Here is a 25,417-nt window from a genome sequence, read left to right as displayed (position 1 = left end):
GGATCTGGGTCGCGAGGACGCGCTGCTGGGTGATCACGAGCCGATGGTAGGGCCGGGGACCGACTCCCCCGCAACCACCGGTCCGTCGGCCTCCCAGCGCACGAGCCCGAGCGCCTCGAGCTCGGCGAACCATCCACGCATCGGCCAGCGGCCCCACCGCCGGTGCGCCACACGGGCGTTGCGCACGATGTCGACGACGTGCTCGACCGGCGGCGAGGAGACGGGGTGCCACTGGTGGTACGCCTGCGCGCCGCCCACCCAGGTGAGCCCGACGCCGCGGTCGCGGGCCGTCCACGCGAGATCGGTGTCCTCGCCGCCGTACCCGACGTACTCCTCGCAGAAGCCGCCGAGCGTGCGCCAGGTCGACGGGGTGACGGCGAAGGAGAGCGACCAGAAGAGGTCGTGGTCGCCGTCCCTCACGAGCTCCCCCGGCGGGGGTGCCGGACGGGCCGGGTGCGGCCGGGAGAGCCCGGCGAGCTCGTCGGCCCGCTCGGGCAGGACCCCTTCGGGCAGGTAGGTGACCGGCCCGCAGAGCAGGTCGTCGGGCACCTGGGCCGCGGCCCGTTCGTAGCCCTCGAGCAGTCCCGGTCCGGGCAGGCAGTCGACGTCGAGCAGGACGACGAGATCGGCGCCGGCGTCGAGCGCGGTCGAGACGCCCGCGTTGCGGGCGGCGGCGAGCGGCAGCCCGTCGGGGTGGCCGGCCACCTCGACGACGCGGACGTGGGGGTCGTCGCGCAGCAGGGCGACGATCTGCGCGTCGTCCATCGCGACGACGACGTGCGGGGTGCTCGGGGCCACCTCGCGCAGCAGGCGGCGCTGGCGCAGCAGATGGTCGTGGCGGCCGTGCGCGACGGTGACGACGACGGTGCCCTCAGCCACGGCCGACCCTCAGGACGACCTCGGCGGCGCGCTCGGCGGCCCCGTCGGTGCCCCAGTCCTGCCACCGGGTGGGGAAGTCCTGGGCCGCGTGGACGACGTGCGACCAGTCGACCTCCTCGGGGTGCGCGGCGAGGGCCGCGCCGACGGTGACGCAGTAGCGGCCCTGGGCGAGGGCGAGACCCATCCAGTCCTGCTCGTCGAAGGGGCGCGGCTGGGGCACGACGACCGCCGGGACCTCGAGGGCGGCGAGATCGGCGACCGCGTTCTGGCCCGCGTGGCTGACGACGACGCAGGCCCGCTGGAGCAGCGGTCCGAGGTCGCTCACCCAGCTCGACCCGCCGACGACCTGCCAGCGCAGGTCGGGCACGGCCGAGGTGACCATCTCGGGCAGCGCGGGGTCGGGCCAGCCGTCGCCCCCGCCGAGGAGGACGGCGAGCGGCTCGCGGGGCACCGGCGGGCCGGGGCGCAGCGCGCTGATCCCGCCGACGTGGGCGACCTTGTCCTCCCAGCGGCGCAGGTGCGGCGCCGGGCAGACCGACGAGGGCCAGGGCGCGATGATCGCCTCGGCGAGACGGCAGCCGAGCTCGTGGGCGGGGTCGTCGCGCAGCCCGGGCTGGGCGACGACGACGACGGGGACGCCGAGCAGGCGGACGAAGGCGGTGACCTCGACGGAGACGTCGACGACCATGACGGCGGGGTCCTCCTGCGCGACCCAGGCGGCGACCGCCGCCATCCGCTCGCGCAGTCCCTCGTGGCGAAGGGGGACCCAGTGCAGCTGTCCGTCGGCGGTCGTGCCGACGAGGTCTGCGGGCGGCCCGTCGTCGTCGCGGGGCAGGGCGATGTCGACGTCGCCGCGCGAGCCGAGGAGGGTGACCTCAGCCCCTCGTGCGCGCAGCTCCTCGGCGATCGAGCGGGCCCGGCGCAGGTGACCCGCGCCGTGGTGGTGGACGTAGATCCCGACCTTCATCGCGACCTCACGACGTCCTCGAAGAGCTGCTCGTAGCGGTCGACCATGAGCTCGATGTCGTGCGTGCTGCGCGCCCAGTCCGCGACGTCCTCGCGGTCGAGGCGGAGGGCCGCCCGCACCCCCTCGACGACGCGGCAGACGAGCCCGTCGTCCTCCTGGCCCGGCACGAGCACCCCGCCGCGCGGCCCGACGACCTCGCGCAGCCCCCCACGGTCGAGCGCGACGACCGGGGTGCCGCGCACCATCGACTCGGCCGCGACGAGCCCGAAGGGCTCCTCCCACCGCGAGGTCACCAGGCTCACTGCGCTGTGGTCGCGCTCGTGCACCAGCTCCTCGGAGCTGAGGTGGCCGAGCAGCTCGACGTCGGGGCCGAGCACCGGGGCGATGACGGACTCGAAGTACTCGGGGTCGTAGACGGGCCCGGCGATGCGCAGCCGGCAGCCCATGGCCCGGGCGACGGCGATGGCGATGTCGACGCCCTTCTCGGCGGTGATCCGACCGACCCACAGCAGGTGGTCGCCGCCCGGGCCCGGTGGGCCGCCACCGGTGGGCACGCCGTTGCGGATGACCGTCGCGGGCTGCGGCAGGGTCGTCCAGGCGCGGGCCGTCGTCTCGCTCACGCCGACGTAGCGGTTGCGGGGGTCGGCGAGCGCGACGCCCATCTCCATCATCGGCAGGGGCGGGGTGTGCAGGGTCGTGACGAGGGGGAGGTCGAGCACCGCGCTCATCGCGAGCGGCAGGTGGTGCAGGCTCTGGTTGTGCACGAGGTCGACCCCGCCGTCGCGCAGGAGGAGCGACATCGCGCTCGTGAAGGCCGCGTGGTCACGCATCATCGCGGCCGGGGGCACGTCGGGGTCCGCGGCGGCCGCCACCGACAACGGCGGCAGGTCCGGGTAGGGCACGATCTCGTCGGCCAGCGCCGGGTCCGACCCGGGCCGGGCGTGCAACGTCACGTGGTGCCCCCGAGCGCGCAGGGCCTGCGCGAGCAGACCGGTGTGCGACTCCTGGCCCCCGAGCCAGGGCTGGCGAAGGGGGTTGCGAGACGTCGCGAGGACCGCGATGCGCATCTAGACCGCCTCTCTGGTGATCTCGTCGATATAGGTGGCGAAGCCCCCGTCGCAGCGGCCGGCACGACGGCCGGAGCTGCAGACGCGGGTGCGGTCCGTGGCGACCCAGCGGTCGGTGGTCGCGCGGACCGCGTCGACGAGGACGGCGTCCTCGTGGAGCGGGAGGGGCGGGTACCCGCCGGCGGCGAGGTAGGTGCTGGCCCGTACGCCGAGGTTGGCGCCGTGCACGTACGGGTGACCCTCGCCGAGCTCGTGGCGGCAGTGCCAGGCGAGGAGGGCCCGGGGGTCCTCGACGTCACCGGGCTCGACGGTGCCGACGACGGCGTCGAGACCGCTCTGCGCGAGGTCGACCTGGACGGCCAGCCAGTCGACCGGCACGACGGTGTCGGCGTCGGTCGAGGCGAGCCACAGCGCGGCGTCGGGCACCCCGGCGGCGCGGGACCGGGCGAGCACGCACCGGGCGCCGGCGGCGCGGGCCGCGCCCACCCGGCCGTGGTCGCTGACGACCGCGGGCACCCCGGCGGCCGCGACGACGGGTGCCGTCGCGTCGGTGCAGCGGTCGAGGACGACGAGCAGGTCGACGACGACGTCGGGTCGTGAGCGCCGGAGGTGGTCGCGGCTCGTGAGCAGGGCCGCCAGGCACGAGCCGACGAGCAGCTGCTCGTCGCGGGCGGGCACGACGACGGCGACCCGCGCGACCCGGTCGCTCACCGGACCTGCCCTCCGTAGACGTCGAGGAGCACGTCGGCGTCGCGGTAGGCGACCCGCGGCTCGCCGAGCACGGAGCGCACCTGGGCGTGCACGGCGACGCCGTCGAGCGGGATGTCGGTCGTCGGGTGGCTCCAGTGGGCGAGCACGAGCTCGCCGCCGTCGGCGAGCAGACGGCGCACCGACCGCAGCGTCGAGAGCAGCTCGGAGCCGGTGAGGAAGTACCCGATCTCGGAGAGCACGACGAGGTCGTAGACCTCGCCGGTCTCGAGCAGCTCGCGCAGGACGTCGGGGCACTCGCCCTGCACCCACCGGACCTGCGGCGCCGAGCGCGCCGGCGGACGGGCACGGGCCATCTCGAGCGCGCTCTCGCTGAGGTCGACCGCGGTGATCGCGTCGGCCCGCCCGGCGAGCCCGTGGGTGAGCTCGCCGGTCGCGCAGCCGAGGTCGAGCACCCGGCCGTAACGCTCCTTCGCGAGCACGGCGAGCGTCAGCGCCCGCTTGCGCCGCTCGTACCAGGACCCGAAGTCCCACGGGTCGTCGTCGGCGGCGTACATCGCGTCGAAGGCCGCGCTGCGCTCCCAGGACCCGTCCTCGCGGGGCACGCGCGGCAGCGGCGTCGTGCGGATGATCGTCTCGACGACCCGCTCGAAGCGCACGCGCACGTGCGGCCCCAGCAGCACGCCGTCGCCGTGCCCCGGGCCGAGCGGCTCGACCTGGCTGCGGTGGCTCGCCACGGCGGCAGCCTTCGCGCGGAGCTCGGCCGGGCCGAGGTCGACGAGCTCGAGCTGGTCCCACGGCAGCTCGTCGGGGGTCGCCCAGTGCCACAGCCACACGGGCACGAGAGCCACCTGGGCCTGCGTCGTGCGCTCGACGAGGCAGGCGGCGTCGGCGGCTGCGTGGTGGTCGGGGTGCCCGTCCTCGCGCCACGGGGCGAGGACGAGGGCGAGCCGGTCGCCGACGAGGTCGACGACCGCCGCGGCTATCGTCTCGACGTGGTCGGCGAGCCCGCCGTCCGGGAGGGCGAGGCGGTGCAGCTCGACCGAGGCGCCGAGGTGGGCCACGGCGGCGGCGACCTCCTCGCGCCGCACCTCGGCGAGCGCGGCGGGGTCGGTCGAGCCCTGCGGGTGCGAGCGCTCGCCGTCGGAGGCCAGGACGACGTGGGTGGGGATCCCGGCGGCCGCGGCGGCCGCGAGGACCCCGCCCGGGCCGAGGCTCTCGTCGTCGGGGTGGGGGGCGAGGACGACGACCTGCTCGAAGGGGGCGACGAGGTCGGCTGCCGACGTCGAGGGCACCGTGTCCCACCGCGGGTCGAGCAGCCAGGTCGCCTCGTCCGTGCCGGGGTCGGCTGCGTCGAAGGGGCGGGGCCCGCTCATCGCCCGCCCCCGAGCACGAGGGAGCCGAGCCGGGCGAGGTCGCGCTCGGCGTGGTGCTGGCGGACGTAGACGGTGAGGTCGGCGACCCGTCGGGCGTGCTCCTCGTCGCCGGTGAGCGGGCCCGGCCCGAGGGCGTGGCCGGTGATGCGCACGAGCTCCTCGGCTGCCTCGGCGCACGTCGCCCGGACCCGCGCCGCAAGCAGCTCGCCCGCGCCCCCGGTGGCCTGCCCGGCGTCGATCGCCCGGGCCGCGTCGCCGAGCACGCTGGTCGCGGCATGGAGCAGGGTGTCGGCTCGGCCGAGGTGCACGAGGGCCACCTGGTCGGGCTCTCGTCGGGCGCTCGCGGCGCAGAGCGCGTCGCGCAGCGCCGTCGCCGCACCGAGCCACACGGCAGCGACGCCGATCCCGCCCCAGGCGAAGCCCGGGCGTCGCAGGTACCAGCCGTCCTCGCCGAGAGGGAGGGCGGGCACGCCGTCGAGCTCGAGGCTCGTCGAGCGCACCCGGGTCAGCCCGCGCGAGACCCACCGCTGCTCGGGGTGCGAGACGCCCGGGTGCCCGAGGTCGACGGCGAAGGCGCGTCGCATGCCCGGACCGGTGTGGGCGGTGATGACGGCATGGCTCACCTCGGAGGCCAGCGAGCACCAGGGCTTGCGACCGGTGAGCGTCCAGGCGCCGTGCTCGTCCGGCGTGCCGGCCAGGTGGTGACCGGGGCCCTCGGCGGCGTACACGCCCCACACGCCGTCGCTCGTCACGTCGCTCGTCTCGTGCGCGACGGCACTCTGGGCGAGGATCGCGACGGCGTCGAGGTGCGGCTCGACGACCCGGGCGACCGTGAGGTCGCCCGCGCCGACCGAGAGCAGCGCGGTGAGGTAGGGCGCGCTGTCCGACCCGAGGCGCTGGGCCGTCGGGCTCAGCTCGCGGGCGAGGGCGAGCACCTCGTCGAGGTCCCCGCCGTCGGCGACGGCCGCCCCGAGGGTGCGCGCGCGGTCGACGAGGCCGGGGTCGGGTCGCAGGCTCATGCGCCGCCGTCCACGCGCTCGTTGGTGCGGCGGGCGGCGCGGTCGCCGAGGACGCTCAGGGCGTCGACGACGCGCGAGCCGAGGCGCTCTCGAGCCGTGGCCCCGGTGACCCGGGGACGCTCGCCGGACATCGACGGGCCGCGGTCGGGCCCGTCGGGCAGCAGCCGGGCGGCGAGCCCCATGACGCCGACGGTGAGGGCGGGGGCGATGCCGTGGACGCGTCGCCCGATCATCGTCAGGGGGGTGAGCTCGACCTGCGAGCGGCCGGCGAGCACGCCGTCGACGATGCGCCGGGCCGCGCGCTCGGCCCCGATCGACAGCACCGGCAGCGAGGCGCCGGGGGCGAACCACGCGTAGTCGCGCTCGGCGTCCCCGACGAGCTGGGCGGCGACGTGGCCGCCGGTGCGCATGAGGCCGGGCACAACGGTCGTCGCGGTGACGCCGGTCCCGGCGAGCTCGGCCCGCAGGCCCTCGGTGAGCCCGACGGCACCGAACTTCGCGACGGAGTAGGGCAGGAGGTGCGGCACGCTGACGACCCCGCCGACGGAGCTGACGACACCGATCCGCCCGCTGCCGGCGGCGCGCATCGAGGGCAGCACGGCGAGCGCGACGTGGACCGGGCCCATGAGCATCGTGTCGACGGCGTCACGGAAGTGCCCGAGCGTCGTCGAGGACACCGGCCCGACCTGGATGATCCCGGCGACGTGGATCGCGACGTCGACCCCGCCCTCGAGGTCGACGACGGAGCGCACCCAGCTCTCGACGGCGTCCGCGTCGCGGACGTCGCACACCGCGGGGACGAAGGGGGAGCCGGCTCCCCCTTCGCCACGCCCGGACCGGGCCGCGACGATGGTCGCGGCCCGGTCGAGGGTCCCTGCGTCACGGCCGCAGCCGTGCACCCGGTAGCCGCGGCGGGCGAGCTCGATGCTCACGAGCAGGCCGAGCCCGCGCGACGCCCCCGCGACGAGGGCGACGCCCCCGGACGCGGGGACGGCGTGGGACGCGTCGGTGCTCACGGCTTGAGAACGACCTTGATGCAGCCGTCTTCCTTCTTCTGGAAGATGTCGTAGCCGTGCGGCGCGTCCTCGAGCGGCAGCCGGTGCGTCGCGAGGGTCTCGACCCCGAAGACGTCGGCGTCGTCGGTGAGGACCGGGATGATGTCGTCGACCCAGCGCCGCACGTGGCACTGGCCCATCCGCAGCGCGATGCCGCGGTCGAACATCTCCATCATCGGCATCGGGTCGGACTGACCCCCGTAGACCCCGCTCACCGAGACCGTGCCGCCGCGACGGACGGACTTGATGGAGTCGTAGAGCGCGGCGAGACGGTCGACCCCGGCCTTCTTGATGAGCGGCTTGGCGATCGCGTCGGGCAGCAGTCCCGCGCCCTTGACGGCCGCGCCGAGGACCGGCGTGCCGTGCGCCTCCATGCCCACCGCGTCGAGGGTGCCGTCGGCGCCGCGGCCGTCGGTCATCTCCTTGATCGCCGAGGGGATGTCGTCGACCTCGTCGGTGCTCAGCACCTCGACCCCGTACGCCTGGGCGGCGGCGAGCCGCTCGGGCACGTTGTCGACACCGATGACGCGGATGCCGCGGTGACGGGCGATGCGCGTGGCGAGCAGGCCGACCGGGCCGAGCCCGAAGACCGCGAGCGTGTCGCCCTCGCTCACCTCGGCCCACTCCACGCCCTGCCAGGCGGTGGGCAGGATGTCGGAGAGGTAGAGGAAGCGCTCGTCGGGCACCCCGTCCGGCACCTTGATCGGCCCGAAGTGCGCCTGCGGGACGCGCAGGTACTCCGCCTGGCCGCCGGGCACCGAGCCGTAGAGCTCGGTGTAGCCGAAGAGGGCCGCCCCCTTGTCCTGCGAGGTGACCTGGGTCGTCTCGCACTGGGCGGTGTAGCCGCGCCGGCACATCCAGCAGTGCCCGCAGGAGATGTTGAAGGGGATGACGACGCGGTCGCCGGGCTTGATGTGGGTGACCTCGGCGCCGACCTCCTCGACGACGCCCATCGTCTCGTGGCCGAGGACGTCGCCCTGGGCGAGGAAGGGCCCGAGGGGCTCGTAGAGGTGGAGGTCGGACCCGCAGATCGCCGTCGACGTCACCTTGATGACGGCGTCGGTGGGCTCCTGGATGCGGGGGTCCGGCACGTCGACGACCTGCACGTCGCGGGTGCCCTGCCAGGTGAGTGCTCTCATGCTGCTCCTCTCGTCAGGCCGTGATGGCCCGGTCCCAGTGGCGGGGTCCCGCGCACCGGGTGATGAAGGTCTGCGCGTCGTCCGCGCCGGACACCGTGAGGACGGCGTCGTCGGCGTCGACCTTGCCGTCGAGACCGGCGGCGGCGACGAGCGTGCTCGTCGCTCCCCCGAGCCCGATGACCTTGAAGTGGGTGAAGGCGTCGGTGACGAAGTCACGGGCGGCCGGCTCGTCGGCGAGCGCCGTGCCCCCGGCATCGCCGGCGATGATCGCGACGGCGTCGTACAGCACCGAGGGGGCCCCGGCGATCGCCTGGTCCGCGGGGATGCGGCGACCGTCGGAGAGGGTCGTGCCCCCCACGGCGATCGCGATGACCTCGACCATGCCGCCCGCGTCGGTGACCGACTTCTCGACGGCGGCCACGGTGCCGGCGTCCGCGCCCTCGCCGAGGAGCAGCCCCAGCTTGCGCCCGGCGAAGGTCTCCGGGGCGTTGGCCAGGATGCTCAGCGCCGGCGAGGGGTCGAGGTCGGTGCGGGTCTCGACCGCGGCGGGGCTGGCCTCCGGCAGGTCGAGGGCCAGGCCCTTCGCGACCCGGCCGGCGAGCTCCTCGTCGACGTTGCGCAGGTTGGCGACCATCCGTGAGCGGATGGCCTCGACCTCGCACTTGCCGAGCTCGAAGACGTAGGCCGCGACGATGTGGTCCTGCTCGACCGGGGTCTGGCTCACCCAGAACTGCCGCGCCTGGCTGTAGTGGTCGGCGAAGGACTCGCTGCGGATGCGCCGGGTCGTGCCCTCGACCCGCTCCGGCACGGGCACGTGCCCCTCGGCGCCGGCCTCGCGGGGACCGCGCTCGGCGCCGCTGAAGGAGTTCGGCTCGTAGGTCGCACGCCCCGGCTGCAGCGAGGTCTGCATGTGCCCGTCGCGCTGGAAGTGCGCGACGGGGCAGCGCGGCGCGTTGACCGGCAGCTGGCTGAAGTTCGTGCTGCCGAGCCGCTTGAGCTGGGTGTCCAGGTAGGAGAAGTTGCGCCCCTGGAGCAGCGGGTCGTCGCTGAAGTCGATGCCCGGCGGCACGTTCTGCGTCATGAAGGCGACCTGCTCGGTCTCCGCGAAGACGTTGGTCACCGTGCGGTCGAGGGTCATCCGGCCGATCGGGCGGACCGGCAGGACCTCCTCGGGGATGATCTTCGTCGCGTCGAGGACGTCGAAGTCGAAGGAGTCGGCGAAGTCGTCGTCGAAGACCTGCACGCCGAGCTCCCACTGCGGGAAGTCACCGGACTCGATGGCGTCGTAGAGGTCCCGTCGGTGGAAGTCGGGGTCGGCGCCGTTGATCTTCACCGCCTCGTCCCACACGACCGACTGCATGCCCTGCAGCGGGGTCCAGTGGAACTTCACGAAGGAGCTCTTGCCCTCGGCGGTGACGAAGCGGAAGGTGTGCACGCCGAAGCCCTGCATCGTGCGGAAGGAGCGCGGGATCGCGCGGTCCGACATCTGCCACAGCGTCATGTGGGTCGACTCGGGCATGAGCGAGGCGAAGTCCCAGAAGGTGTCGTGCGCCGACTGCGCCTGCGGGAAGCCGCGGTCCGGCTCCTCCTTGACGGAGTGGACGAGGTCGGGGAACTTCAGCGCGTCCTGGATGAAGAAGACGGGGATGTTGTTGCCGACGAGGTCCCAGTTGCCCTCGTCGGTGTAGAACTTCGTCGCGAAGCCGCGGACGTCGCGCGCGAGGTCGAAGGAGCCGAGGTTGCCCGCGACCGTCGAGAAGCGCACGAAGACCTCGGTCTTCTTACCGGCCTGCGCGAAGACGCTCGCCCGGGTGATGTCGGCGAGCGACTCGTAGGCCTCGAAGACGCCGTGCGCGCCGTAGCCGCGGGCGTGGACCACGCGCTCGGGGATGCGCTCGTGGTCGAAGTGGAAGATCTTCTCGCGGAAGTGAGCGTCCTCGAGCAGGGTCGGGCCCCGGTCACCGGCGCGAAGGGAGTTCTGGTCGTCCTCGACGGGCACGCCGTGCGCGGTCGTCAGCGGGGGGCTGTCGCCGCCGCTGCGCTGGTGGAGCTCGTCGCCGGCCCCGCGGACGTCCTCGGAGGTGTTCTTGGCTGCCATGGCTGCTTCCCGGTCGGGTCGGCGTGAGGTCTCGCGCCGTCCCTCGACACAAGCACGCGGGTCCGTCGCAGGACGCGGGAGGAGGCACCCCCCTTGGGGTGTATGCGTGGGCTCGGCAGTGAGCATCGGACGGGCTATTTTGGGCCCATGCACGAAGCCGGTCCGAGCGGACCCATCCGCCTGTCTGTCCTCAACGACTACGAGGTCGTCGTCCACGGGGTCGCCGCCATGCTCGCCCCCTTCGCCGACGAGATCGACGTCGTCGAGCTGGACTGCGACATGCCGCTGTCGCAGCCCGTCGACATCGCGCTGTACGACGCCTTCGCCGCGCCGTCGAACGCCCCCCGCAAGCTCGACACGATCGTCTCCGACGACAAGGTCGGGCACACCGTGCTCTACACCTGGGCCGCCGGGCCCGAGGTCATCGCCGCGGCGCGCGACCGCGGCCTGTCCGGCGTGCTCTCGAAGTCGATGAGCGCCCAAGAGCTCGTCTCCGCGCTGCGCCGGATCTGCGCCGGCGAGACCCTGCTCACCCCGCAGGCCGCGACGGACGTCGAGCCCCGCGCGGCCGGCTGGCCCGGGCAGGAGCAGGGCCTGACCCCGCGCCAGTCCGAGGTCATCGCGCTGGTCACCGAGGGGCTGAGCAACCAGGAGATCGCCAAGCAGTGCTACCTGAGCATCAACTCGGTGAAGTCCTACATCCGCGCCGCCTACCGGACGATGGGCGTCTCCTCGCGCAGCCAGGCCGTGCTGTGGGGCATCGACCACGGCTTCCACCGCGACCAGCTGCGTCTCATCGCCCGTGACGGCGACGGCGCCCGCACCTCCTTCGTCGTCGACGACGGCCAGACGTCTGGCTGAGCGATGCGTGCGGCGGCTCTGCTGCTCGTCCTCGCGCTGCTCACCGGCTGCGCGAGCATCCCTCGCGACCCCGACGGCACCCTGGAGCAGGTCCGCTCCACCGGCGAGCTGAGGGTCGGGGTCTCGCACCACCCGCCGTGGACCGACGTCACGACCGACCCACCGACGGGCTCCGAGGTCGAGCTCGTCACCGCGTGGGCGGAGTCGCTCGGCGCCCGCCCCACCTGGCGGGTCGACGGCGAGGAGGCGCTCGTCGCCGCCCTCGAGCGCGGCGACGTCGACGTCGTCGTCGGCGGGCTCACCGACAAGAGCGCCTGGAGCTCGAAGGTCGGGATGACCCGTCCCTACGTCGAGATCTCCGGGCCGGACGGCAGGCACGCGCACGTCATGGCCGTGCCGGCCGGCGAGAACGCCCTGCAGTCCTCGCTCGAGCGCTGGCTCGACGACCACGGGAGGGCGCCATGAGTACCGAGGGGGCTCTGTCCTTCGGCCGCACCCAGCTGCCCGACGAGCAGCGCCGGGCCCTGACGCGCGCGATCCACCTCGAGTGGGTGACCATCGCCTTCATGACGACCGCCGTCGCCGTCGTCTACCTCGCGATGGGCAGCTCGCAGGCGATGAAGACGGCGTGGGTCGAGGACCTCCTCGCCTTCATCCCGCCGATCGCCTTCCTCCTTGCCCAGCGCCGGGCCCGCCGCCCGGTCGACCCCGACCACCCGTACGGCTACCACCGCGCCGTCGGCGCCGGTCATCTCGCCGCAGCCGTCGCCCTGCTCGGCACGGGCACCTACCTCGCCGTCGACTCCGCGATGGGGCTGATCAAGGCCGAGCACCCCCCGGTCGCCACCGTCGAGCTCTTCGGTCACGCGGTGTGGGCGGGCTGGGTGATGATCGCCGCCATGGTCTACACGGGTGTCGGCCCGGTGATCCTCGGACGGATGAAGATGCCGCTCGCCGACGCGCTGCACGACCGGGTCCTCTACGCCGACGCCGACATGCAGAAGGCCGACTGGCGCACCGCCGCCGGGACGGTCGTAGGCGTGCTCGGCATCGGTCTCGGGCTGTGGTGGGCCGACGCGGTCGTCGCCATCGCCATCTCCTTCTCGATCATCCACGACGGCTGGACCAACGTCCGGCACGCGTCCGGGGCGCTCGTCGACTCGCAGGCCCGCACGGTCGAGGGCTCGCAGCCGCACCCGCTGACCCGCCAGGTCGACGAGGCGCTCGAGGAGATCGCCTGGGTGCGTCGCAGCGGCAGCCGCGTGCGCGACATGGGCCACGTCTTCCACGTCGAGAGCTTCGTCGTACCGCACGCCGGCCACACCCCCGACCTCGGCGACCTCGAGCACGCCGCGCAGGTCGCCCGGGGGCTGGACTGGAAGGTCGACGACGTCGTCGTCGTGCCCGTCCGCGAGATCCCCGAGGAGCTCGACCGTCGAGCACGGGCGAAGGGGTGACCCCTCCCCTGCCGTAGCATCGTGGCCGCGTCCCGCGCGGGGCGCAGGGCGGCCTCGGCCGCCGCCGCTGGCGTGGCGCAACTGGCAGCGCACCTGTCTTGTAAACAGGTGGTTGGGGGTTCGAGTCCCCCCGCCAGCTCTCCCCCTTCGCCGCAGCATGCCGATGGCCGCGACCTGTCAGGTCGCGGCCATCGGTGCGCCCGGGTGGGCGAGCGGGTCAGCGCAGGACGTTGCCGTTGAGGTAGCTCTGCAGGCGCGAGGTGGTCTGCGGGCCCCAGGCGCCGTCGGGGGTGGCGCCGACGCGACGCTGGAGGGCCTTGGTCGTCAGCGGGCCGATGGCGCCGTCGCGGGCGACGCCGAGCTTGCCCTGCATCTTCATCTTGTCGCTCGTGTCGAGCCAGCCGTTGACGGAGCCGCCGACCCAGGTCTCGATGCCGGCGTTCGTGCGCGGGCCCATGACGCCGTCGACGGCGAGCTTGCCACCGGTCGAGGTGACCGGGGGGCGGGTCTCGTCGCGCGAGGGGCGATCGCTGCCGGTGTAGGGGTTGACGGCCAGGCCGTTGGTGCGGGTCAGGCCCGCGCGACGCGAGCACACCGGCCAGGCGCCGGGGCCCTGGACCCGGAGCACCTTCTGGGCGATCTCGATCTGCTGCGAGCGCGTGGCCTGGTGGGCGTAGGCGGCGTAACGCCCGCCGCCGAAGCCGCTCCACGTCTGCGCGGAGAACTGCAGCCCGCCGTAGTAGCCGTTGCCGGTGTTGATCGACCAGTTCTGGCCGGACTCGCACGCGGCGACGCGGTCCCAGACCGTGCCGGCGGCGCCGGCGCTGCTCGCCAGGCCGATCCCGCCGACGACGGCACCCGTCGCGCCGAGGACGGCGACACCGGCGCGCAGGCGCATGCGGCGGCGAAGGGAGGAGCGTTCGGGGAAGTCGGTGGTGGCGAGCATGTGGCGGGCCTTTCGGTTGGCGCGAGGTCAGGGGGTCCTCGCGGGAGCCGTCCGCGACGCTATGTGCACTCCAGTCACACCAACAACACCTGGCGCGTAAATACAGACCTGTAACTCAGGCCCCATCTGCCCCACCCCGGCCCGTCCAGACCCCGGCTACCACGCCGTACTGGTGGTGATCACGACCAGTACTGCGTGGTAGCCGGGTGTCTCGTCGAGTGGGGTCGAGCGTGGGGGCTGCCAGGGCGCCCGGGCACGGCGAAGGGGGCCTGCTCACCGTGGTGAGCGGGCCCCCTTCGCTGGACGCGGGTCGGGTCAGCCGACCGTGTTGAGGTGGTTCTGCAGCGCCTTGACCGTCCTGACGTCCCACGAGCCCGTCCGGCTCACGCCGAGCGTGCGCTGGAGCGCGGAGACGAAGGTCGCGTCGTTGATGTTGCCGTTGCGCTGCGCGGCGGGCACGCCGACCTTGCGCTGGAGGCGGTGCACCTCCCACTTCGCGGAGAGGACGCCGTTGCGCGCCTGGCGCGAGCCGATCCAGCTCTCGATGGCCCGGTTGGTCTGGCGGCCGCGGATGCCGTCGACGGCGACGTAGCCGTTCTCGGAGACGCGCACCTGCGAGCGGGCGGCGCGCTGCGGCTCGGTGCCGACGGCCAGGCCGTTGGCGGTCGTCAGACCGGCACGGCGCGAGCACACGGGCCAGGCGCCGGGGCCCTGGGCCTTGAGGACCTTCTTGGCGATCTCGATCTGCTGCGACTTGCTCGCCTGGTGGGCGTAGGCGGCGTACCGGCCGCCGCCGAAGCCGCTCCACGTGCGCGGGTGGAACTGCAGGCCCCCGTAGAAGCCGTTGCCCGTGTTGATCGACCAGTTGCCGCCGGACTCGCACGCGGCGACGCGGTCCCACACGGTGCCGGCGGAGGCGGAGCCCGCGGTCGCGACGGTGCCGACGGCGGCGGTCGCACCGGCGACGGCGACACCGGTGACGCGCCGGCGGGCGGTCGAGCGGTGGGTGGGCAGGGCGTGCTTGGGCGCGTAGAACATCAGGGGAGGGTCCTCTCAGGGGGATCAACGCACGTGCGCGCCGTCCAGGGGTCAGAGGCGCGACGCGCACGGACGTTACCTTCCCGTGACCTTTCGGGTCAACCGCCCCTCGACGAAGGGGGACCCGCTCACGTCCCCGGGTGGGTCGCCCCCGAGGGGTCGTCTCGCGTGTCCCGCACGCCCGCGAGACGTCGTCTCTGGTTGACCGGCGAGTCCAGCGGGGCGGCGAGCACCTCGCCGAGGGTGACGCCGGTGGCGATGGCCAAGATGATGCCGAGCGCGGTGAGCACGCTGGTCCACCCCTGCGCGCCGGCGTCCGACCCCGGCACCGTGAGGTGGTAGAGCCCGATGAAGATCGACAGACCGGGCATGAGGCCGAAGCTCGCGGGGATGCCGAGGGTGATCGGCGGCGAGTCCATCCGCAGCGCGACGAGACGGGCGGCGAAGCCGAGCGTCACCGCCGCGATGCCGGTCGCCGTCACCCGGCCCAGACCGCTCTGGGTGAGATAGCTCGCGAGGCCGACGGCGACGACCCCGAGCAGGGCCGCAGGCACGAGCATGCGGCGTCGCGCCTGCACGGTGATCGCCCCGGCCGCGCCGACGATCGCCGAGCCGATGAGCACCGTCTGGGGGCTCGCCGATGCCCAGGCCAGCCGGCCGACGTCCGGCGGGCTGAGCACGACGCCGAGCATCTCGACGACGGCCAGCGAGGCGGTCAGACCTGCGGCGACGCCGACGATGAGGCCGAAGGAGTGCAGGAGCACCGCGAAGAGCCGGGCGGTGCCGGTCACCGGGTAGCCCCCGATGATGTCCTCCATCGCCGAGGTGATGGTGCGCGCGGGCAGGAGCATGACGATGCCCCCCGCGACGACGTAGGCGAAGTCCGAGGGCGTCATCGGGAACCACTCGATGGACCCCAGCGCGTACGCGACGAAGGCGACGACGGTCGCGACGGCGCCCCCGATCGCGCCCGTGTAGAAGTCGGGCAGGTGCACCGCCGACAGGGCCCGCAGCACCCGGTCGACGACGATCGCGGTGAGCAGCGCGACGAGCACGCCGACCCACCCGGCGCCGAGCGCCATCGCGACGCCCGCGGCGACCGCGCCCTGGCTCGTCGTGACGATCCACCGGGCCCACGTGCGCGGCGCCCGACGGATCTCCTGCAAGCGCACCCGTGCCTGGTCGATGCTCGTCTCGCCGGAGATGACGTCGTCGACGAGAGAGTGCACGGACGCCAGCCGTCCGAAGTCCATCTGGGGCGCGCGCACGACCCGCAGCCGCGAGATGCTCGACCCCGACGGCGTGCGCGCCTGGATGTGCAGGGACTGCATCGTCAGGTCGATGTCCATCTCGTCGACACCGGCCGCGACGGCGACCCCGATGACGGCGGCCTCGACGGACGGCGCACCGGCGCCGCTGCGCAGCATGAGCTCGCCGACGCGCAGGCAGACGTCGATGACCTCGGCGACCGCGTGCTCCTCGGCGACGGCACGGGTGACACGGGGGTCGCGGTACGGCGTGCCGCGCAGCGACCCGAGCATCGGCAGGGTCTCCGTCGGGGCCTCGCCGCGCACGGTCGGGCGGCGCCGCGGCCTCGGCTGGGCCGCCTTGGTGCCCTGCGGCGGCTTCGTCGGTGCGGTCGCCGGCTTGACGGGGATCGGCTGGCTCGGCAGGCCGGGCTGGGTCGGGATCGGCTGGGTCTGCCGCGGCTGGCGGTACTGCCCGGGCAGCCACGCCTGCCGACCGGTCCGGGCGCCTCGAGGTCGGTCGCTCATCGGTGCTCGCTCACTGCTGCTCGCTCACCGCGCCGGGAGCCAGGTCGTGTCGGGCAGCGGCGACTCGACGAGCGGCCACCACGTCGAGGGGAAGCCCGCGCTCAGCGCGAGGCCGAGCAGGACGACCCCGAGCGCCCACAGCGCGAGGGTGATGCCGGTGCGGGCGGCCGGGCTGCCCGTGACCGCCCGGGTCATGCTCCGGGTGCCGCGCCGCAGCGAGGCGCTGCCCGGCCCCCACCAGACGACGAGCGCCGTCATCAGCCCGGCGAGCGCGAGCCCGGCCGGGTGGTCGGGGCCGACGTCGACGGCGAGCAGCGAGAAGGCGACGGAGACGAGCAGCAGCGTGCTCGCACCGACCGCGAGGGGCAGGAGCATCGCCGCGAGCGCGCCGACGACGGCGACGACGATGTGGAGCGGGGACTTCGCGGCGGCGACCGCGCCGTCGCTGCGGCGCCGGCCGTGCTGGTAGCGGCGCATGACCGTCGAGGTCATCGAGCGGTCGACGAGACGGGCCAGCGCCGAGCCGACGAGGACGGCGACCGCGGTGAGCAGCGGCGCGACCGCCGCTCCCCCGACGACGGCCGCGAGCAGACCGAGGAGCACGCCGGTGCGCCGGGGCAGCCCGATCCGGGGGTCGCCCTCACGGGAGGACGGCGTCGTGCCCGGCCAGGCCTGGGGCGAGGGGTCGAGCTGCTGCGGCGCGGGCTGGGGGGCGAGCTGCTGCGAGGCGTAGGCCTGCGGCGAGTACGGCTGGTGCGCGGGCGGCTGGGTCGTCGTCCGCGGGGCGACGGAGGGCGCGGGCTCCGGCCGGGGCGCCGGGGCGGGGGCGACCGCGGGCAGCACGGAGGTCTGCGGCGCGGCCGGCACGACGCTCGTCGGCTCGCTGCCGGGCATCGCCCGCGCGCGCTGCGGGAGCGCCTCGGTGACCGGGTGCCCCTTCGCGTACGTCTCGAGGGCCTCGAGCACCTCGTCGGCGTGCGGCCGCCGGGCGGTGTCGGGGGTGAGCGCGGCGTAGAGGAGCGGCGCGAGGCGAGGGTCGACCCCGGTGAGGTCGACGTCGCCCCGGGTGACGCGCGACAGGACGGCCTCCATGCCGCCCCGGCCGAAGGGGGGATGCCCGCTCGCCGCGAAGACGAGGGTGGCCGCCCAGCCCCACCAGTCGGTGGCGGCGTCGACCTCGGCGCCCTCGATGATCTCGGGCGAGAGGTACCCGGGGGTGCCCATGACGAGACCGGTCATCGTCATCCGCGACGCGTCGGCGTCGTGGGCGATGCCGAAGTCGATGAGCACGGGGTCGCCGTCGACGAGCAGGACGTTGCCCGGCTTGAGGTCGCGGTGGACGACGCCGATCTCGTGCAGCGATCGCAGCGCCTCGGCCAGACCCCGCCCGAGGCGCAGCAGCTCCTCGGCCGAGAGGGTGCCGTGCTCCTTGACATGGGCGTCGAGCGAGGGCCCGGGGACGTAGCGGGTGACGATGTAGGGCTGGTCGCCGTCGAGGTCGGCGTCGAAGACCGGGGCCACCCGGGGCGAGCGCACCCGCGCGAGGGTCGCGACCTCGCGGGCGAGCCGGGCCCGGGCGTCCTCGTCGTGGGCGACGTGAGGGCGCAGCACCTTCACCGCGACGGCGCGACCGCGCTGGTCGAGGGCGAGGTGGACGACGCCCATCCCCCCTTCGCCGAGCTGCTGGACCACCCGGTAGGGGCCGATCCGCGCGAAGTCGTCGACGACGAGGTCCTCGGAGGTGCTGTCCTGGCCGTCCGGCTCCTCGGGCGCGGGATCTCCCGGGATGAGCTCGGTCGTCATGCCGTCCAGGGTAGGGGCACCGCGCTGGGCGCTCTCGCAGCACCGGCTGTGCGCCGGCTGTGCGTGTCGGGCCGCGCCGCGTCCTACTGGCGGATGTAGGCCTCGAGCTGGTCGCGCTCGGCGGCGAGGTCGCGGATGCGGTGCTTGACGACGTCGCCGATCGAGACGATGGCGACGAGCCGGCCGTCCTCGACGACGGGCACGTGGCGGATCCGCCGCTGGGTCATCGCGCTCTCGAGGTCGACGAGCTGGTCGCCGGCGCTGCACGTGTGCACCTCGGCAGTCATGATCGAGCGCACCGGCCCGTCGACGATCGCCGCGCCCTCGGAGTGCAGGTGGCGCACGACGTCGCGCTCGCTGACGATCCCGTCGACGCTCGCGCCGTCCGTGGAGACGACGACGGCACCGATGCGGTGCTCGGCGAGGAGGGCGAGGAGCTCGCCGACGGTGGCGTCGGGACCGATGGTCACGACGTCTTGGCCCTTGTCCCGCAGCACGTCCGAGATCTTCATGATCAGACGGTAGTCCCCAGCCCTCTCCACGTGAAGGGGTCATATGGTGGCGGGGCAGGGGCCGCCGCAGTGAGGGAGACCATGGCACGCCGCACGACCTTCGACTTCGTCATCGCAGCCAACCGGCTGCCCGTGGACCGGGTCGTCGGACCGGACGGCGAGGTCGAGTGGCACCGCTCCCCCGGCGGTCTCGTCACGGCGATGGACTCGGTGATGCGCGGCCGCGACGGCGCCTGGGTGGGCTGGGCCGGCGACACCGGTGACGCGCCCGAGCCCTTCGACGAGGCGGGCATGTGGCTCCACCCGGTGCCGGTCTCGGCCGAGGAGGTCGAGCAGTACTACGAGGGCTTCAGCAACGACACCCTGTGGCCGATCTACCACGACGTCATCGTCCCCGCCCGCTTCCGCCGAGTGTGGTGGCAGGCCTACGAGCGGGTCAACCGCCGCTTCGCCGAGGCCATCTCCGAGGTCGCCGCGAAGGGCGCCGTCGTGTGGGTCCACGACTACCAGCTCCAGCTCGTCCCGGCGATGGTGCGCGAGCTGCGCCCCGACGTGCGGATCGGGTGGTTCGACCATATCCCCTTCCCTCCGGTCGAGCTCTTCGCCCAGCTCCCGTGGCGCCAGCAGCTCCTCACCGGCCTCCTCGGGGCCGACTACCTCGGCTTCCAGCGCCAGGCCGACGCGCAGAACTTCGTGCGGGCGTGCCGGCAGCACCTGGGCGCGAGCACGAAGGGGGAGACCGTCACCCTCCCCTCCGACGAGGGGCGCCCCCAGCGCACCGTCCGGGCGAGCGCCGTGCCGATCAGCGTCGACTTCGAGGGCCTCGACGCCCTCGCCCGAACCCCGGAGGTCCAGGAGCGGGCCGCGGAGATCCGCGCGTCGCTCGGCAGCCCGAAGACCCTCCTCCTCGGCGTCGACCGGCTCGACTACACCAAGGGCATCCGGCACCGGCTCAAGGCCTACGAGGAGCTCCTCGCCGACGGCCGGCTGAGCACGCCCGACGTCACCTTCGTCCAGGTCGCCACGCCGAGCCGCGAGCGCGTCGAGGCGTACAAGCAGCTGCGCACCGAGGTCGAGACGACCGTGGGTCGGATCAACGGCAACCACGGCGCGATCGGGTCGCCGGCCGTGCACTACCTGCACCAGAGCTATCCGCGCGAGGAGATGGCTGCCCTCTTCCTCGCCGCCGACGTCATGCTCGTCACCCCCCTTCGCGACGGGATGAATCTCGTGGCCAAGGAGTACGTCACCTGCCGCCACGACAACGGCGGGGCGCTCGTGCTCAGCGAGTTCACCGGCGCCTGGCACGAGCTGCACCAGGCCTTCGTGTGCAACCCCCACGACATCGAGGGGCTCAAGCAGACGATCTTGCGCGCCATCGGCACCGAGACCAAGGACAAGGAGCGCCTCATGCGCGCTCTGCGCCGGCGGGTCGCCGACCACGACGTGCGGGTGTGGGCCGACCGCTTCCTCGCCAACCTCGAGGCCGCGCCGGAGCGCCCCGAGCGCCGGCGGGACGCGTCGTGACCGCAGGCCTGCCCGACGACCTCGTCGCGGCGCTGCAGCGGGTCGCCGGGGTCGAGCGGCTGCTCGTCGCCTCCGACTTCGACGGGGTGCTCGCCCCGCTCGTCCTCGACCCCATGCAGGCCCGTGCCCAGGACGGCACGCTCGAGGACCTGCGCGCCCTCGCCGCCGTCCCGGGCACGGACGCCGCGCTCGTCTCCGGGCGCGACCTCGAGACGCTGGTGACCCTCACCGGGTCCGACGACGGGCTCACCCGGCTGGGCAGCCACGGCGGGGAGTCCAGCCGCGGCACCGCCCCCGAGCTCGACCCCGCTGCCCGGGCCCGGCTCGCCGCGCTCGTCGGGCACCTCCAGGCACAGGTCGCGCAGCGCAGCCCGCGGGCGCGTCTCGAGCTCAAGCCCAGCGCGGCGGTCCTGCACACCCGCGGGCTCGACGAGGCCGACGTGGCGGTCGTCGACGAGATCGCCGACGACGCGGCGACGGCCGACGGGGTGCGCCTCATGCGGGGCAAGTCGGTCGTCGAGCTGAGCGTCGCCGAGGCGGACAAGGGGACCGCCCTGCTCACCCTGGCTCGCGAGCTCGGCAGCGACGCGCTCGTCTACCTCGGCGACGACGTCACCGACGAGCACGTCTTCGAGGCCGCCGGCCCCGACGACGTGACGATCAAGGTCGGCGAGGGCGACACCGCCGCCCACCACCGCGTCGAGCGCTGCGAGGACGTCCCCGCCGTGCTCGCGCTCCTGCGCTCCCTGCGCTCGGGGGGCTGACCCCCCTTCGCCCCGCCTCAGCTTTCCCGCCCAGGGCGGGAAAGCTCGACCTCGGGCAAGAACATTTCCTTCCCGAGGTCGCATGTTCCCGCCCTGGGCGGGAAAGTTCGGGCTCCAGGGCGGCTCAGGTCGGGACGGCCCCGGTGGAGCGGCGCACGACGAGCTCGGGGCGGAAGACGAACTCGCCGCGGGCCGCGGCGTCGCCGGCGATCTCGTCGGTGAGCGCACGCACCGCTGCCTGACTCATCGCCTGCACGCTCTAGCGGATCGTCGTGAGCGGCGGGTCGGTGAAGCCGACGAGCGGCGAGTCGTCGTACCCGACGACCGAGACGTCGTGCGGCACGGAGCGCCCCGTCGTGCGGATCTGGCGGATCGCGCCGAGCGCCATGAGGTCGGAGCCGCACACGATCGCCGTGACGCCGCGCTCGACGAGGTCGGCGGCCGCGACCGCTCCCCCTTCGACGCTGAAGAAGGTGTGGACGACGTGCTCGTCGGGCACCTCGAGCCCCAGCGCCACCATCGACGCGCGGAAGCCGGCGACCTTGCGCCGCGCGGGCACGAAGCGCTCCTGCCCGAGCGCCAGGCCGATCCGCTCGTGGCCGAGCTCGGCGAGGTGGGTGACCGCGAGGTCCATCGCGGCGACGTCGTCGTCCGAGACGAAGGGGGCGTCGACCCCTTCCATGTAGCCGTTGACGAGGGCGATCGGCAGCCCGCGCTCGCGCAGCCGGGCATAGCGCTCGGGCGAGGTGCCGGCGTCGGCGTGCTGCCCGGAGACGTAGATGATCCCGGCGACCCCGCGGCTGAGGAGCATCTCGACGTACTCGTCCTCGTGGACGCCGCCCTCGGACTGCGTGCACAGCACCGGGGTGAAGCCGCGGTGCGCGAGCGAGACCTCGATGGCCTGGGCGAAGGCGGGGAAGATCGGGTTGGTCAGCTCGGGGATGACGAGGCCGACGAGCGAGACCGCCGTCGTGCGCAACCGGGTCGGGCGGTCGTAGCCGAGGACGTCGACCGCGGTGAGGACGGCCTGCCGGGTGCTCTCGGAGACCCCCGGCCGCTCGTTGAGGACCCGCGAGACGGTCGCCTCGCTCACGCCGGCGTGGGCCGCGAGATCGGCGAGCCGGGAGCGGCGCGCGGCCGGGCTCCCGGGCGCGGGCTGCGAGGGATGGTCCACGGGCGCACGATAACCGGGGCTGCAAGAAGTCGGCAACGGCCGACACTTCTTGCAACCGGCCGGTAACGGTTGGGGCGACCACCGGGCGAAGGGGGCGCCGCCGGGCTACGATCGGCGCGCACCACACCACCCTTTACGACGGATCGTCCGGCACGTACCTGCCGGTGAAGGAAAGGCAACGACGCCATGGCAACAGTGAAGTTCGACAGCGCCACCCGGGTCTACCCGGGCAACGACACGCCCAGCGTGGACGCTCTGGACATCGACATCGAGGACGGCGAGTTCCTCGTCCTCGTCGGCCCCTCGGGCTGCGGCAAGTCCACGTCCCTGCGCATGCTCGCCGGCCTCGAAGAGGTCAACGACGGCAAGATCTGGATCGGCGACCGCGACGTCACCGACCTCTCGCCGAAGGACCGCGACGTGGCGATGGTCTTCCAGAACTACGCGCTCTACCCGCACATGTCCGTCGCCGACAACATGGGCTTCGCCCTGAAGATCGCCGGCGTCGACAAGAGCGAGATCCGCAAGCGGGTGGAGGAGGCGGCGAAGATCCTCGACCTCACCCAGTACCTCGACCGCAAGCCCAAGGCCCTCTCCGGTGGTCAGCGTCAGCGTGTCGCCATGGGCCGCGCGATCGTGCGCTCGCCCCAGGTCTTCCTCATGGACGAGCCGCTGTCGAACCTCGACGCGAAGCTGCGCGTGCAGACCCGCACCCAGATCGCCAGCCTCCAGCGCCGTCTCGGCGTCACGACCGTCTACGTCACCCACGACCAGGTCGAGGCCATGACGATGGGCGACCGCGTCGCCCTGCTCAAGGACGGCATCCTCCAGCAGTGCGACACCCCGCGCCGCATGTACGACCACCCGGACAACGTCTTCGTCGCCGGCTTCATCGGCTCGCCCGCGATGAACCTCGTCTCGACCCCCGTCAAGGACGGCGGCGTCCGCTTCGGCTCGACGACCGTGCACGTGGAGCGCGACGCGCTCTCGCAGGCCGGTGACCGGGTCATCGTCGGCGTGCGTCCCGAGGACGTCGAGCTCACCCGCGAGGGTGACGGCCTGGCGATCACCGTCGACGTCGTCGAGGAGCTCGGCGCCGACGCCTACATCTACGGCACGGCCGAGGGCGCCGAGCAGGTCGGCACCACCGACGACGACACGGCGAAGCCCTTCATCGCCCGCGTCGACGGCCGCCGCCCCCCGATGAAGGGCGAGACCGTCTACATCAAGCCCACCGAGGGCCACCTGCACGTCTTCAACAGCGAGTCCGGTCTGCGGATCGGCGACTGACGACGCGCAGCACGCGACGACGGGCCGGCACCTCCACGGGTGCCGGCCCGTCTCTGCCTCCTCCGACCACGGACCGGCAGCCCTCCTGCGTGACACGATGAGGTCGTGACGCTCGAGATCTCTGCGGCCCAGCCCGACCCGGCCCTGCTGAGCCTGCCCTGGAGCACCCCGCTCGAGGAGTGGCCCGAGGACCGCCTCGCCGCGCTCCCCCGAGGCATCTCCCGGCACGTCGTGCGCTTCGTGCGCCTCTCCGGCGGGGTCATCGCCGTCAAGGAGATCAAGGCCGAGATCGCCCGGGGCGAGTACCAGATGCTGCGCCAGCTGCGCCGCCTGGACCAGCCGTGCGTCGAGCCGCTCGGCGTCGTCACGGGGCGGGTCGACGAGCACGGCGAACCGCTCGACGCCTGCCTGCTCACCCGGCACCTGCAGTTCTCGTTGCCCTACCGCGCCGTCTTCAGCCAGCACCTGCGCGCCGACACCGCGACCCGGCTGCTCGACGCCCTCGCCGTCCTCCTCGTGCGCCTGCACCTCATCGGCTTCTGGTGGGGCGACGTCTCGCTGTCGAACACGCTCTTCCGGCGCGACGCGGGGGCCTTCGCCGCCTACCTCGTCGACGCCGAGACCGGTGAGCTGCACAACGCGCTCACCCTCGGGCAGCGCGAGCACGACATCGACATCGCCCGGGTCAACATCGCCGGCGAGCTCATGGACCTCGAGGCCTCGGGCGTGCTGCCCGAGGGCGTCGACCCCGTCGCGGTCTCGGAGCAGATCGTCACCCGCTACCACGCGCTGTGGGCCGAGCTCACCGAGGACGAGTGGTTCGACAGCGGGGACACGTGGCGGGTCGACCAGCGCGTGCGGCGGCTCAACGCCCTCGGCTTCGACGTCGACGAGCTGTCCATCGCGACCGACCTCGACGGCACCCGGCTGCAGATCCAGCCCAAGGTCGTCGACGCCGGGCACCACAGCCGACGGCTGCTGCGCCTCACCGGTCTCGACGTCGAGGAGAACCAGGCCCGCCGCCTGCTCAACGACCTCGACAGCTACCGCGCCGGCACCGACCGCCAGGGTGAGGACGAGGAGATCGTCGCCCACGCGTGGCTCTCGCAGATCTACGAGCCGACGACCCGCGCCATCCCGGCGACGATGCGCGGCAAGCTCGAGCCCGCCGAGCTCTTCCACGAGGTCCTCGAGCACCGGTGGTACCTCGCCGAGCGCCTCGGCCACGACGTGCCCATCGACGAGGCCCTCGCGGACTACCTGCGCGACGTCCTGCCCGGCAAGCCCGACGAGCGTGCCGTGCTCGGCACCGACACCCAGATGCTGCCCGTCACCCCGAAGGAGAGCCCGTGAGCGACACCCCGCCGGTCCCGCCCCTCCCCGGGCAGCCGATCCCGGCGCCCGGTCTCGCCATGGCGATGGGCGACCCGGCCCAGGTCCCGGGCACGAAGGCCTACGTCGAGGCCCGCTTCGGGCGGCAGGCGACCTTCGTCGAGCGGATCCTGCCCTCGCTCCTCGACAGCCTCCTCACCCTCCCGGTCGTCCTCGTGCCGGTGCTCCTGGGCACCTGGCTCGTCGTCGCCGGCAGCCCCGACCAGGTGTCGTGCGGGAGCTACGACGGCACGTGCACGGTGCCGGGCACCGGCAACGGCGTGCTCGTCGCCCTCGGCGTCCTGGCCATGCTGCTCTCGGTCCTGCTCGCGCTCGCCTTCGAGCTGTGGAACCAGGCCTACCGCGTCTCGCGCACCGGCCAGAGCCTCGGCCGCAAGATCTGCGGGCTCCGGGTCGTCAACGCGCGCACCGGCGAGCTGCCGACCTTCGGGCAGGCCCTGCTCAAGGCGCTCGTCGCCGGCTTCGCCGGTCTCATCAGCGCCGTGTGGATGCTCTTCGACGACGAGGGCCGCACCCTCAGCGACAAGGTCGCCGACGCCGCGGTCCTTCGCACCCGCTGACTCCCCCGTC

The 25,417-nt window shown here is 73.7% G+C and carries 24 protein-coding genes and 1 tRNA gene; 9 read left to right on the top strand and 16 right to left on the bottom strand.

What is annotated here, in order from left to right; all coding sequences use genetic code 11:
* Positions 1-33: 33 nt before the first annotated feature.
* The 9 genes from ABIB53_RS12985 to ABIB53_RS12945 are packed head-to-tail and all read right to left on the bottom strand — an operon-like array spanning position 34 to position 10,308.
* Entirely contained in the window at positions 34-879 is an 846-nt protein-coding gene (locus tag ABIB53_RS12985; protein ID WP_354588454.1) for a glycosyltransferase family 2 protein, read from the bottom strand.
* Positions 872-1,846, bottom strand: coding sequence for a glycosyltransferase (locus tag ABIB53_RS12980; RefSeq protein WP_354588453.1), 975 nt, complete (start codon positions 1,844-1,846; stop codon positions 872-874). Before ABIB53_RS12980 ends, ABIB53_RS12985 begins: the two co-directional genes overlap by 8 nt.
* Positions 1,843-2,913, bottom strand: a complete 1,071-nt coding sequence (locus ABIB53_RS12975) for a glycosyltransferase (protein WP_354588452.1) — start codon at positions 2,911-2,913, stop codon at positions 1,843-1,845. The genes ABIB53_RS12980 and ABIB53_RS12975 overlap by 4 nt, the downstream gene beginning before the upstream one ends.
* On the bottom strand, positions 2,914-3,624 hold the full coding sequence (locus ABIB53_RS12970; RefSeq protein WP_354588451.1) for a glycosyltransferase: 711 nt from the start codon (positions 3,622-3,624) through the stop codon (positions 2,914-2,916).
* Positions 3,621-4,997: a PIG-L family deacetylase gene (locus tag ABIB53_RS12965; RefSeq protein WP_354588450.1), complete on the bottom strand. Its 1,377-nt coding sequence runs from the start codon at positions 4,995-4,997 to the stop codon at positions 3,621-3,623. The genes ABIB53_RS12970 and ABIB53_RS12965 overlap by 4 nt, the downstream gene beginning before the upstream one ends.
* The gene (locus ABIB53_RS12960; protein WP_229299927.1) at positions 4,994-6,016 is read right to left on the bottom strand and encodes an acyl-CoA dehydrogenase family protein; all 1,023 of its coding nucleotides are present in this window, start codon (positions 6,014-6,016) and stop codon (positions 4,994-4,996) included. Before ABIB53_RS12960 ends, ABIB53_RS12965 begins: the two co-directional genes overlap by 4 nt.
* Positions 6,013-7,032 (bottom strand): SDR family NAD(P)-dependent oxidoreductase, encoded by a 1,020-nt coding sequence (locus tag ABIB53_RS12955; protein ID WP_191563751.1) that lies wholly within the window; start codon positions 7,030-7,032, stop codon positions 6,013-6,015. Before ABIB53_RS12955 ends, ABIB53_RS12960 begins: the two co-directional genes overlap by 4 nt.
* The gene (locus ABIB53_RS12950; RefSeq protein ID WP_354588449.1) at positions 7,029-8,210 is read right to left on the bottom strand and encodes a zinc-dependent alcohol dehydrogenase; all 1,182 of its coding nucleotides are present in this window, start codon (positions 8,208-8,210) and stop codon (positions 7,029-7,031) included. The genes ABIB53_RS12955 and ABIB53_RS12950 overlap by 4 nt, the downstream gene beginning before the upstream one ends.
* A gap of 13 nt (positions 8,211-8,223) precedes the next feature.
* Positions 8,224-10,308, bottom strand: a complete 2,085-nt coding sequence (locus ABIB53_RS12945) for a catalase (RefSeq protein ID WP_354588448.1) — start codon at positions 10,306-10,308, stop codon at positions 8,224-8,226.
* 147 nt (positions 10,309-10,455) lie between these two features.
* Here ABIB53_RS12945 and ABIB53_RS12940 point away from each other — a divergent pair, with 147 nt between their 5' ends.
* The 4 genes from ABIB53_RS12940 (at position 10,456) to ABIB53_RS12925 (ending at position 12,765) form a co-directional block, all read left to right on the top strand.
* Positions 10,456-11,169: a helix-turn-helix transcriptional regulator gene (locus ABIB53_RS12940; RefSeq protein WP_354588447.1), complete on the top strand. Its 714-nt coding sequence runs from the start codon at positions 10,456-10,458 to the stop codon at positions 11,167-11,169.
* Between the two features lie 3 nt (positions 11,170-11,172).
* Entirely contained in the window at positions 11,173-11,634 is a 462-nt protein-coding gene (locus tag ABIB53_RS12935) for a transporter substrate-binding domain-containing protein (RefSeq protein ID WP_123093532.1), read from the top strand.
* Positions 11,631-12,626 carry a cation diffusion facilitator family transporter gene (locus ABIB53_RS12930; protein ID WP_354588446.1) on the top strand — a complete coding sequence of 332 codons (996 nt, stop codon included), beginning with the start codon at positions 11,631-11,633 and terminating at the stop codon, positions 12,624-12,626. The genes ABIB53_RS12935 and ABIB53_RS12930 overlap by 4 nt, the downstream gene beginning before the upstream one ends.
* 66 nt (positions 12,627-12,692) lie before the next feature.
* Positions 12,693-12,765 (top strand) — tRNA-Thr (locus ABIB53_RS12925).
* 78 nt (positions 12,766-12,843) lie between these two features.
* Here ABIB53_RS12925 and ABIB53_RS12920 read toward each other — a convergent pair.
* The 5 genes from ABIB53_RS12920 to ABIB53_RS12900 all read right to left on the bottom strand — a co-directional run bounded on the left by ABIB53_RS12920 (position 12,844) and on the right by ABIB53_RS12900 (position 18,700).
* On the bottom strand, positions 12,844-13,572 hold the full coding sequence (locus ABIB53_RS12920) for a transglycosylase family protein (protein ID WP_354588445.1): 729 nt from the start codon (positions 13,570-13,572) through the stop codon (positions 12,844-12,846).
* 315 nt (positions 13,573-13,887) lie between these two features.
* Positions 13,888-14,610, bottom strand: coding sequence for a transglycosylase family protein (locus ABIB53_RS12915; RefSeq protein ID WP_123093535.1), 723 nt, complete (start codon positions 14,608-14,610; stop codon positions 13,888-13,890).
* 128 nt (positions 14,611-14,738) lie between these two features.
* Entirely contained in the window at positions 14,739-16,385 is a 1,647-nt protein-coding gene (locus ABIB53_RS12910) for a threonine/serine exporter family protein (RefSeq protein ID WP_354588444.1), read from the bottom strand.
* 24 nt (positions 16,386-16,409) lie between these two features.
* The gene (locus tag ABIB53_RS12905) at positions 16,410-18,188 is read right to left on the bottom strand and encodes a serine/threonine-protein kinase (protein ID WP_354588443.1); all 1,779 of its coding nucleotides are present in this window, start codon (positions 18,186-18,188) and stop codon (positions 16,410-16,412) included.
* Between the two features lie 83 nt (positions 18,189-18,271).
* Positions 18,272-18,700, bottom strand: coding sequence for a CBS domain-containing protein (locus ABIB53_RS12900; protein ID WP_068272151.1), 429 nt, complete (start codon positions 18,698-18,700; stop codon positions 18,272-18,274).
* 81 nt (positions 18,701-18,781) lie between these two features.
* Here ABIB53_RS12900 and ABIB53_RS12895 point away from each other — a divergent pair, with 81 nt between their 5' ends.
* Together ABIB53_RS12895 and otsB are read left to right on the top strand one after the other, a co-directional pair.
* Positions 18,782-20,227 carry an alpha,alpha-trehalose-phosphate synthase (UDP-forming) gene (locus ABIB53_RS12895; protein WP_354588442.1) on the top strand — a complete coding sequence of 482 codons (1,446 nt, stop codon included), beginning with the start codon at positions 18,782-18,784 and terminating at the stop codon, positions 20,225-20,227.
* Positions 20,224-20,991, top strand: a complete 768-nt coding sequence (otsB, locus tag ABIB53_RS12890) for a trehalose-phosphatase (RefSeq protein WP_354588441.1) — start codon at positions 20,224-20,226, stop codon at positions 20,989-20,991. The genes ABIB53_RS12895 and otsB overlap by 4 nt, the downstream gene beginning before the upstream one ends.
* 124 nt (positions 20,992-21,115) lie before the next feature.
* Here otsB and ABIB53_RS16255 read toward each other — a convergent pair whose 3' ends face one another.
* Both ABIB53_RS16255 and ABIB53_RS12885 read right to left on the bottom strand, forming a co-directional pair.
* Positions 21,116-21,238: a hypothetical protein gene (locus ABIB53_RS16255; protein WP_502914645.1), complete on the bottom strand. Its 123-nt coding sequence runs from the start codon at positions 21,236-21,238 to the stop codon at positions 21,116-21,118.
* Between the two features lie 12 nt (positions 21,239-21,250).
* Complete coding sequence (locus tag ABIB53_RS12885) at positions 21,251-22,165, bottom strand: LacI family DNA-binding transcriptional regulator (protein WP_502914644.1); 915 nt, start codon at positions 22,163-22,165, stop codon at positions 21,251-21,253.
* A gap of 186 nt (positions 22,166-22,351) precedes the next feature.
* Here ABIB53_RS12885 and ABIB53_RS12880 point away from each other — a divergent pair, with 186 nt between their 5' ends.
* From ABIB53_RS12880 to ABIB53_RS12870, 3 genes are all read left to right on the top strand, one after another.
* The gene (locus tag ABIB53_RS12880; RefSeq protein ID WP_354588440.1) at positions 22,352-23,455 is read left to right on the top strand and encodes an ABC transporter ATP-binding protein; all 1,104 of its coding nucleotides are present in this window, start codon (positions 22,352-22,354) and stop codon (positions 23,453-23,455) included.
* A 105-nt stretch (positions 23,456-23,560) separates the two neighbouring features.
* A complete protein-coding gene (locus tag ABIB53_RS12875; RefSeq protein ID WP_354588439.1) occupies positions 23,561-24,808 on the top strand; it encodes a DUF4032 domain-containing protein in 1,248 nt (415 codons plus the stop codon).
* Positions 24,805-25,407 carry an RDD family protein gene (locus tag ABIB53_RS12870; RefSeq protein ID WP_354588438.1) on the top strand — a complete coding sequence of 201 codons (603 nt, stop codon included), beginning with the start codon at positions 24,805-24,807 and terminating at the stop codon, positions 25,405-25,407. Before ABIB53_RS12875 ends, ABIB53_RS12870 begins: the two co-directional genes overlap by 4 nt.
* Positions 25,408-25,417 lie beyond the last annotated feature (10 nt).

Source organism: Janibacter sp. UYMM211 (assembly GCF_040547045.1).
In the GTDB taxonomy this organism is placed as follows: domain Bacteria; phylum Actinomycetota; class Actinomycetes; order Actinomycetales; family Dermatophilaceae; genus Marihabitans; species Marihabitans melonis.
This window is presented reverse-complemented; position numbering and strand designations above follow the sequence as displayed.

What these genes read in the sequence shown, in the direction of transcription:
- ABIB53_RS12975 (WP_354588452.1), bottom strand. Translation starts at nt 2,913, where the DNA reads ATGCGCATCGCGGTCCTCGCGACGTCTCGCAACCCCCTTCGCCAGCCC.
- ABIB53_RS12935 (WP_123093532.1), top strand. Translation starts at nt 11,173, where the DNA reads ATGCGTGCGGCGGCTCTGCTGCTCGTCCTCGCGCTGCTCACCGGCTGC.
- ABIB53_RS12980 (WP_354588453.1), bottom strand. Translation starts at nt 1,846, where the DNA reads ATGAAGGTCGGGATCTACGTCCACCACCACGGCGCGGGTCACCTGCGC.
- ABIB53_RS12905 (WP_354588443.1), bottom strand. Translation starts at nt 18,188, where the DNA reads ATGACGACCGAGCTCATCCCGGGAGATCCCGCGCCCGAGGAGCCGGAC.
- ABIB53_RS12910 (WP_354588444.1), bottom strand. Translation starts at nt 16,385, where the DNA reads ATGAGCGACCGACCTCGAGGCGCCCGGACCGGTCGGCAGGCGTGGCTG.
- ABIB53_RS12920 (WP_354588445.1), bottom strand. Translation starts at nt 13,572, where the DNA reads ATGCTCGCCACCACCGACTTCCCCGAACGCTCCTCCCTTCGCCGCCGC.
- ABIB53_RS12880 (WP_354588440.1), top strand. Translation starts at nt 22,352, where the DNA reads ATGGCAACAGTGAAGTTCGACAGCGCCACCCGGGTCTACCCGGGCAAC.
- ABIB53_RS12940 (WP_354588447.1), top strand. Translation starts at nt 10,456, where the DNA reads ATGCACGAAGCCGGTCCGAGCGGACCCATCCGCCTGTCTGTCCTCAAC.
- ABIB53_RS12900 (WP_068272151.1), bottom strand. Translation starts at nt 18,700, where the DNA reads ATGAAGATCTCGGACGTGCTGCGGGACAAGGGCCAAGACGTCGTGACC.
- ABIB53_RS12950 (WP_354588449.1), bottom strand. Translation starts at nt 8,210, where the DNA reads ATGAGAGCACTCACCTGGCAGGGCACCCGCGACGTGCAGGTCGTCGAC.
- ABIB53_RS12960 (WP_229299927.1), bottom strand. Translation starts at nt 6,016, where the DNA reads ATGAGCCTGCGACCCGACCCCGGCCTCGTCGACCGCGCGCGCACCCTC.
- ABIB53_RS12965 (WP_354588450.1), bottom strand. Translation starts at nt 4,997, where the DNA reads ATGAGCGGGCCCCGCCCCTTCGACGCAGCCGACCCCGGCACGGACGAG.
- ABIB53_RS16255 (WP_502914645.1), bottom strand. Translation starts at nt 21,238, where the DNA reads ATGAGTCAGGCAGCGGTGCGTGCGCTCACCGACGAGATCGCCGGCGAC.
- ABIB53_RS12895 (WP_354588442.1), top strand. Translation starts at nt 18,782, where the DNA reads ATGGCACGCCGCACGACCTTCGACTTCGTCATCGCAGCCAACCGGCTG.
- ABIB53_RS12945 (WP_354588448.1), bottom strand. Translation starts at nt 10,308, where the DNA reads ATGGCAGCCAAGAACACCTCCGAGGACGTCCGCGGGGCCGGCGACGAG.
- ABIB53_RS12930 (WP_354588446.1), top strand. Translation starts at nt 11,631, where the DNA reads ATGAGTACCGAGGGGGCTCTGTCCTTCGGCCGCACCCAGCTGCCCGAC.
- ABIB53_RS12915 (WP_123093535.1), bottom strand. Translation starts at nt 14,610, where the DNA reads ATGTTCTACGCGCCCAAGCACGCCCTGCCCACCCACCGCTCGACCGCC.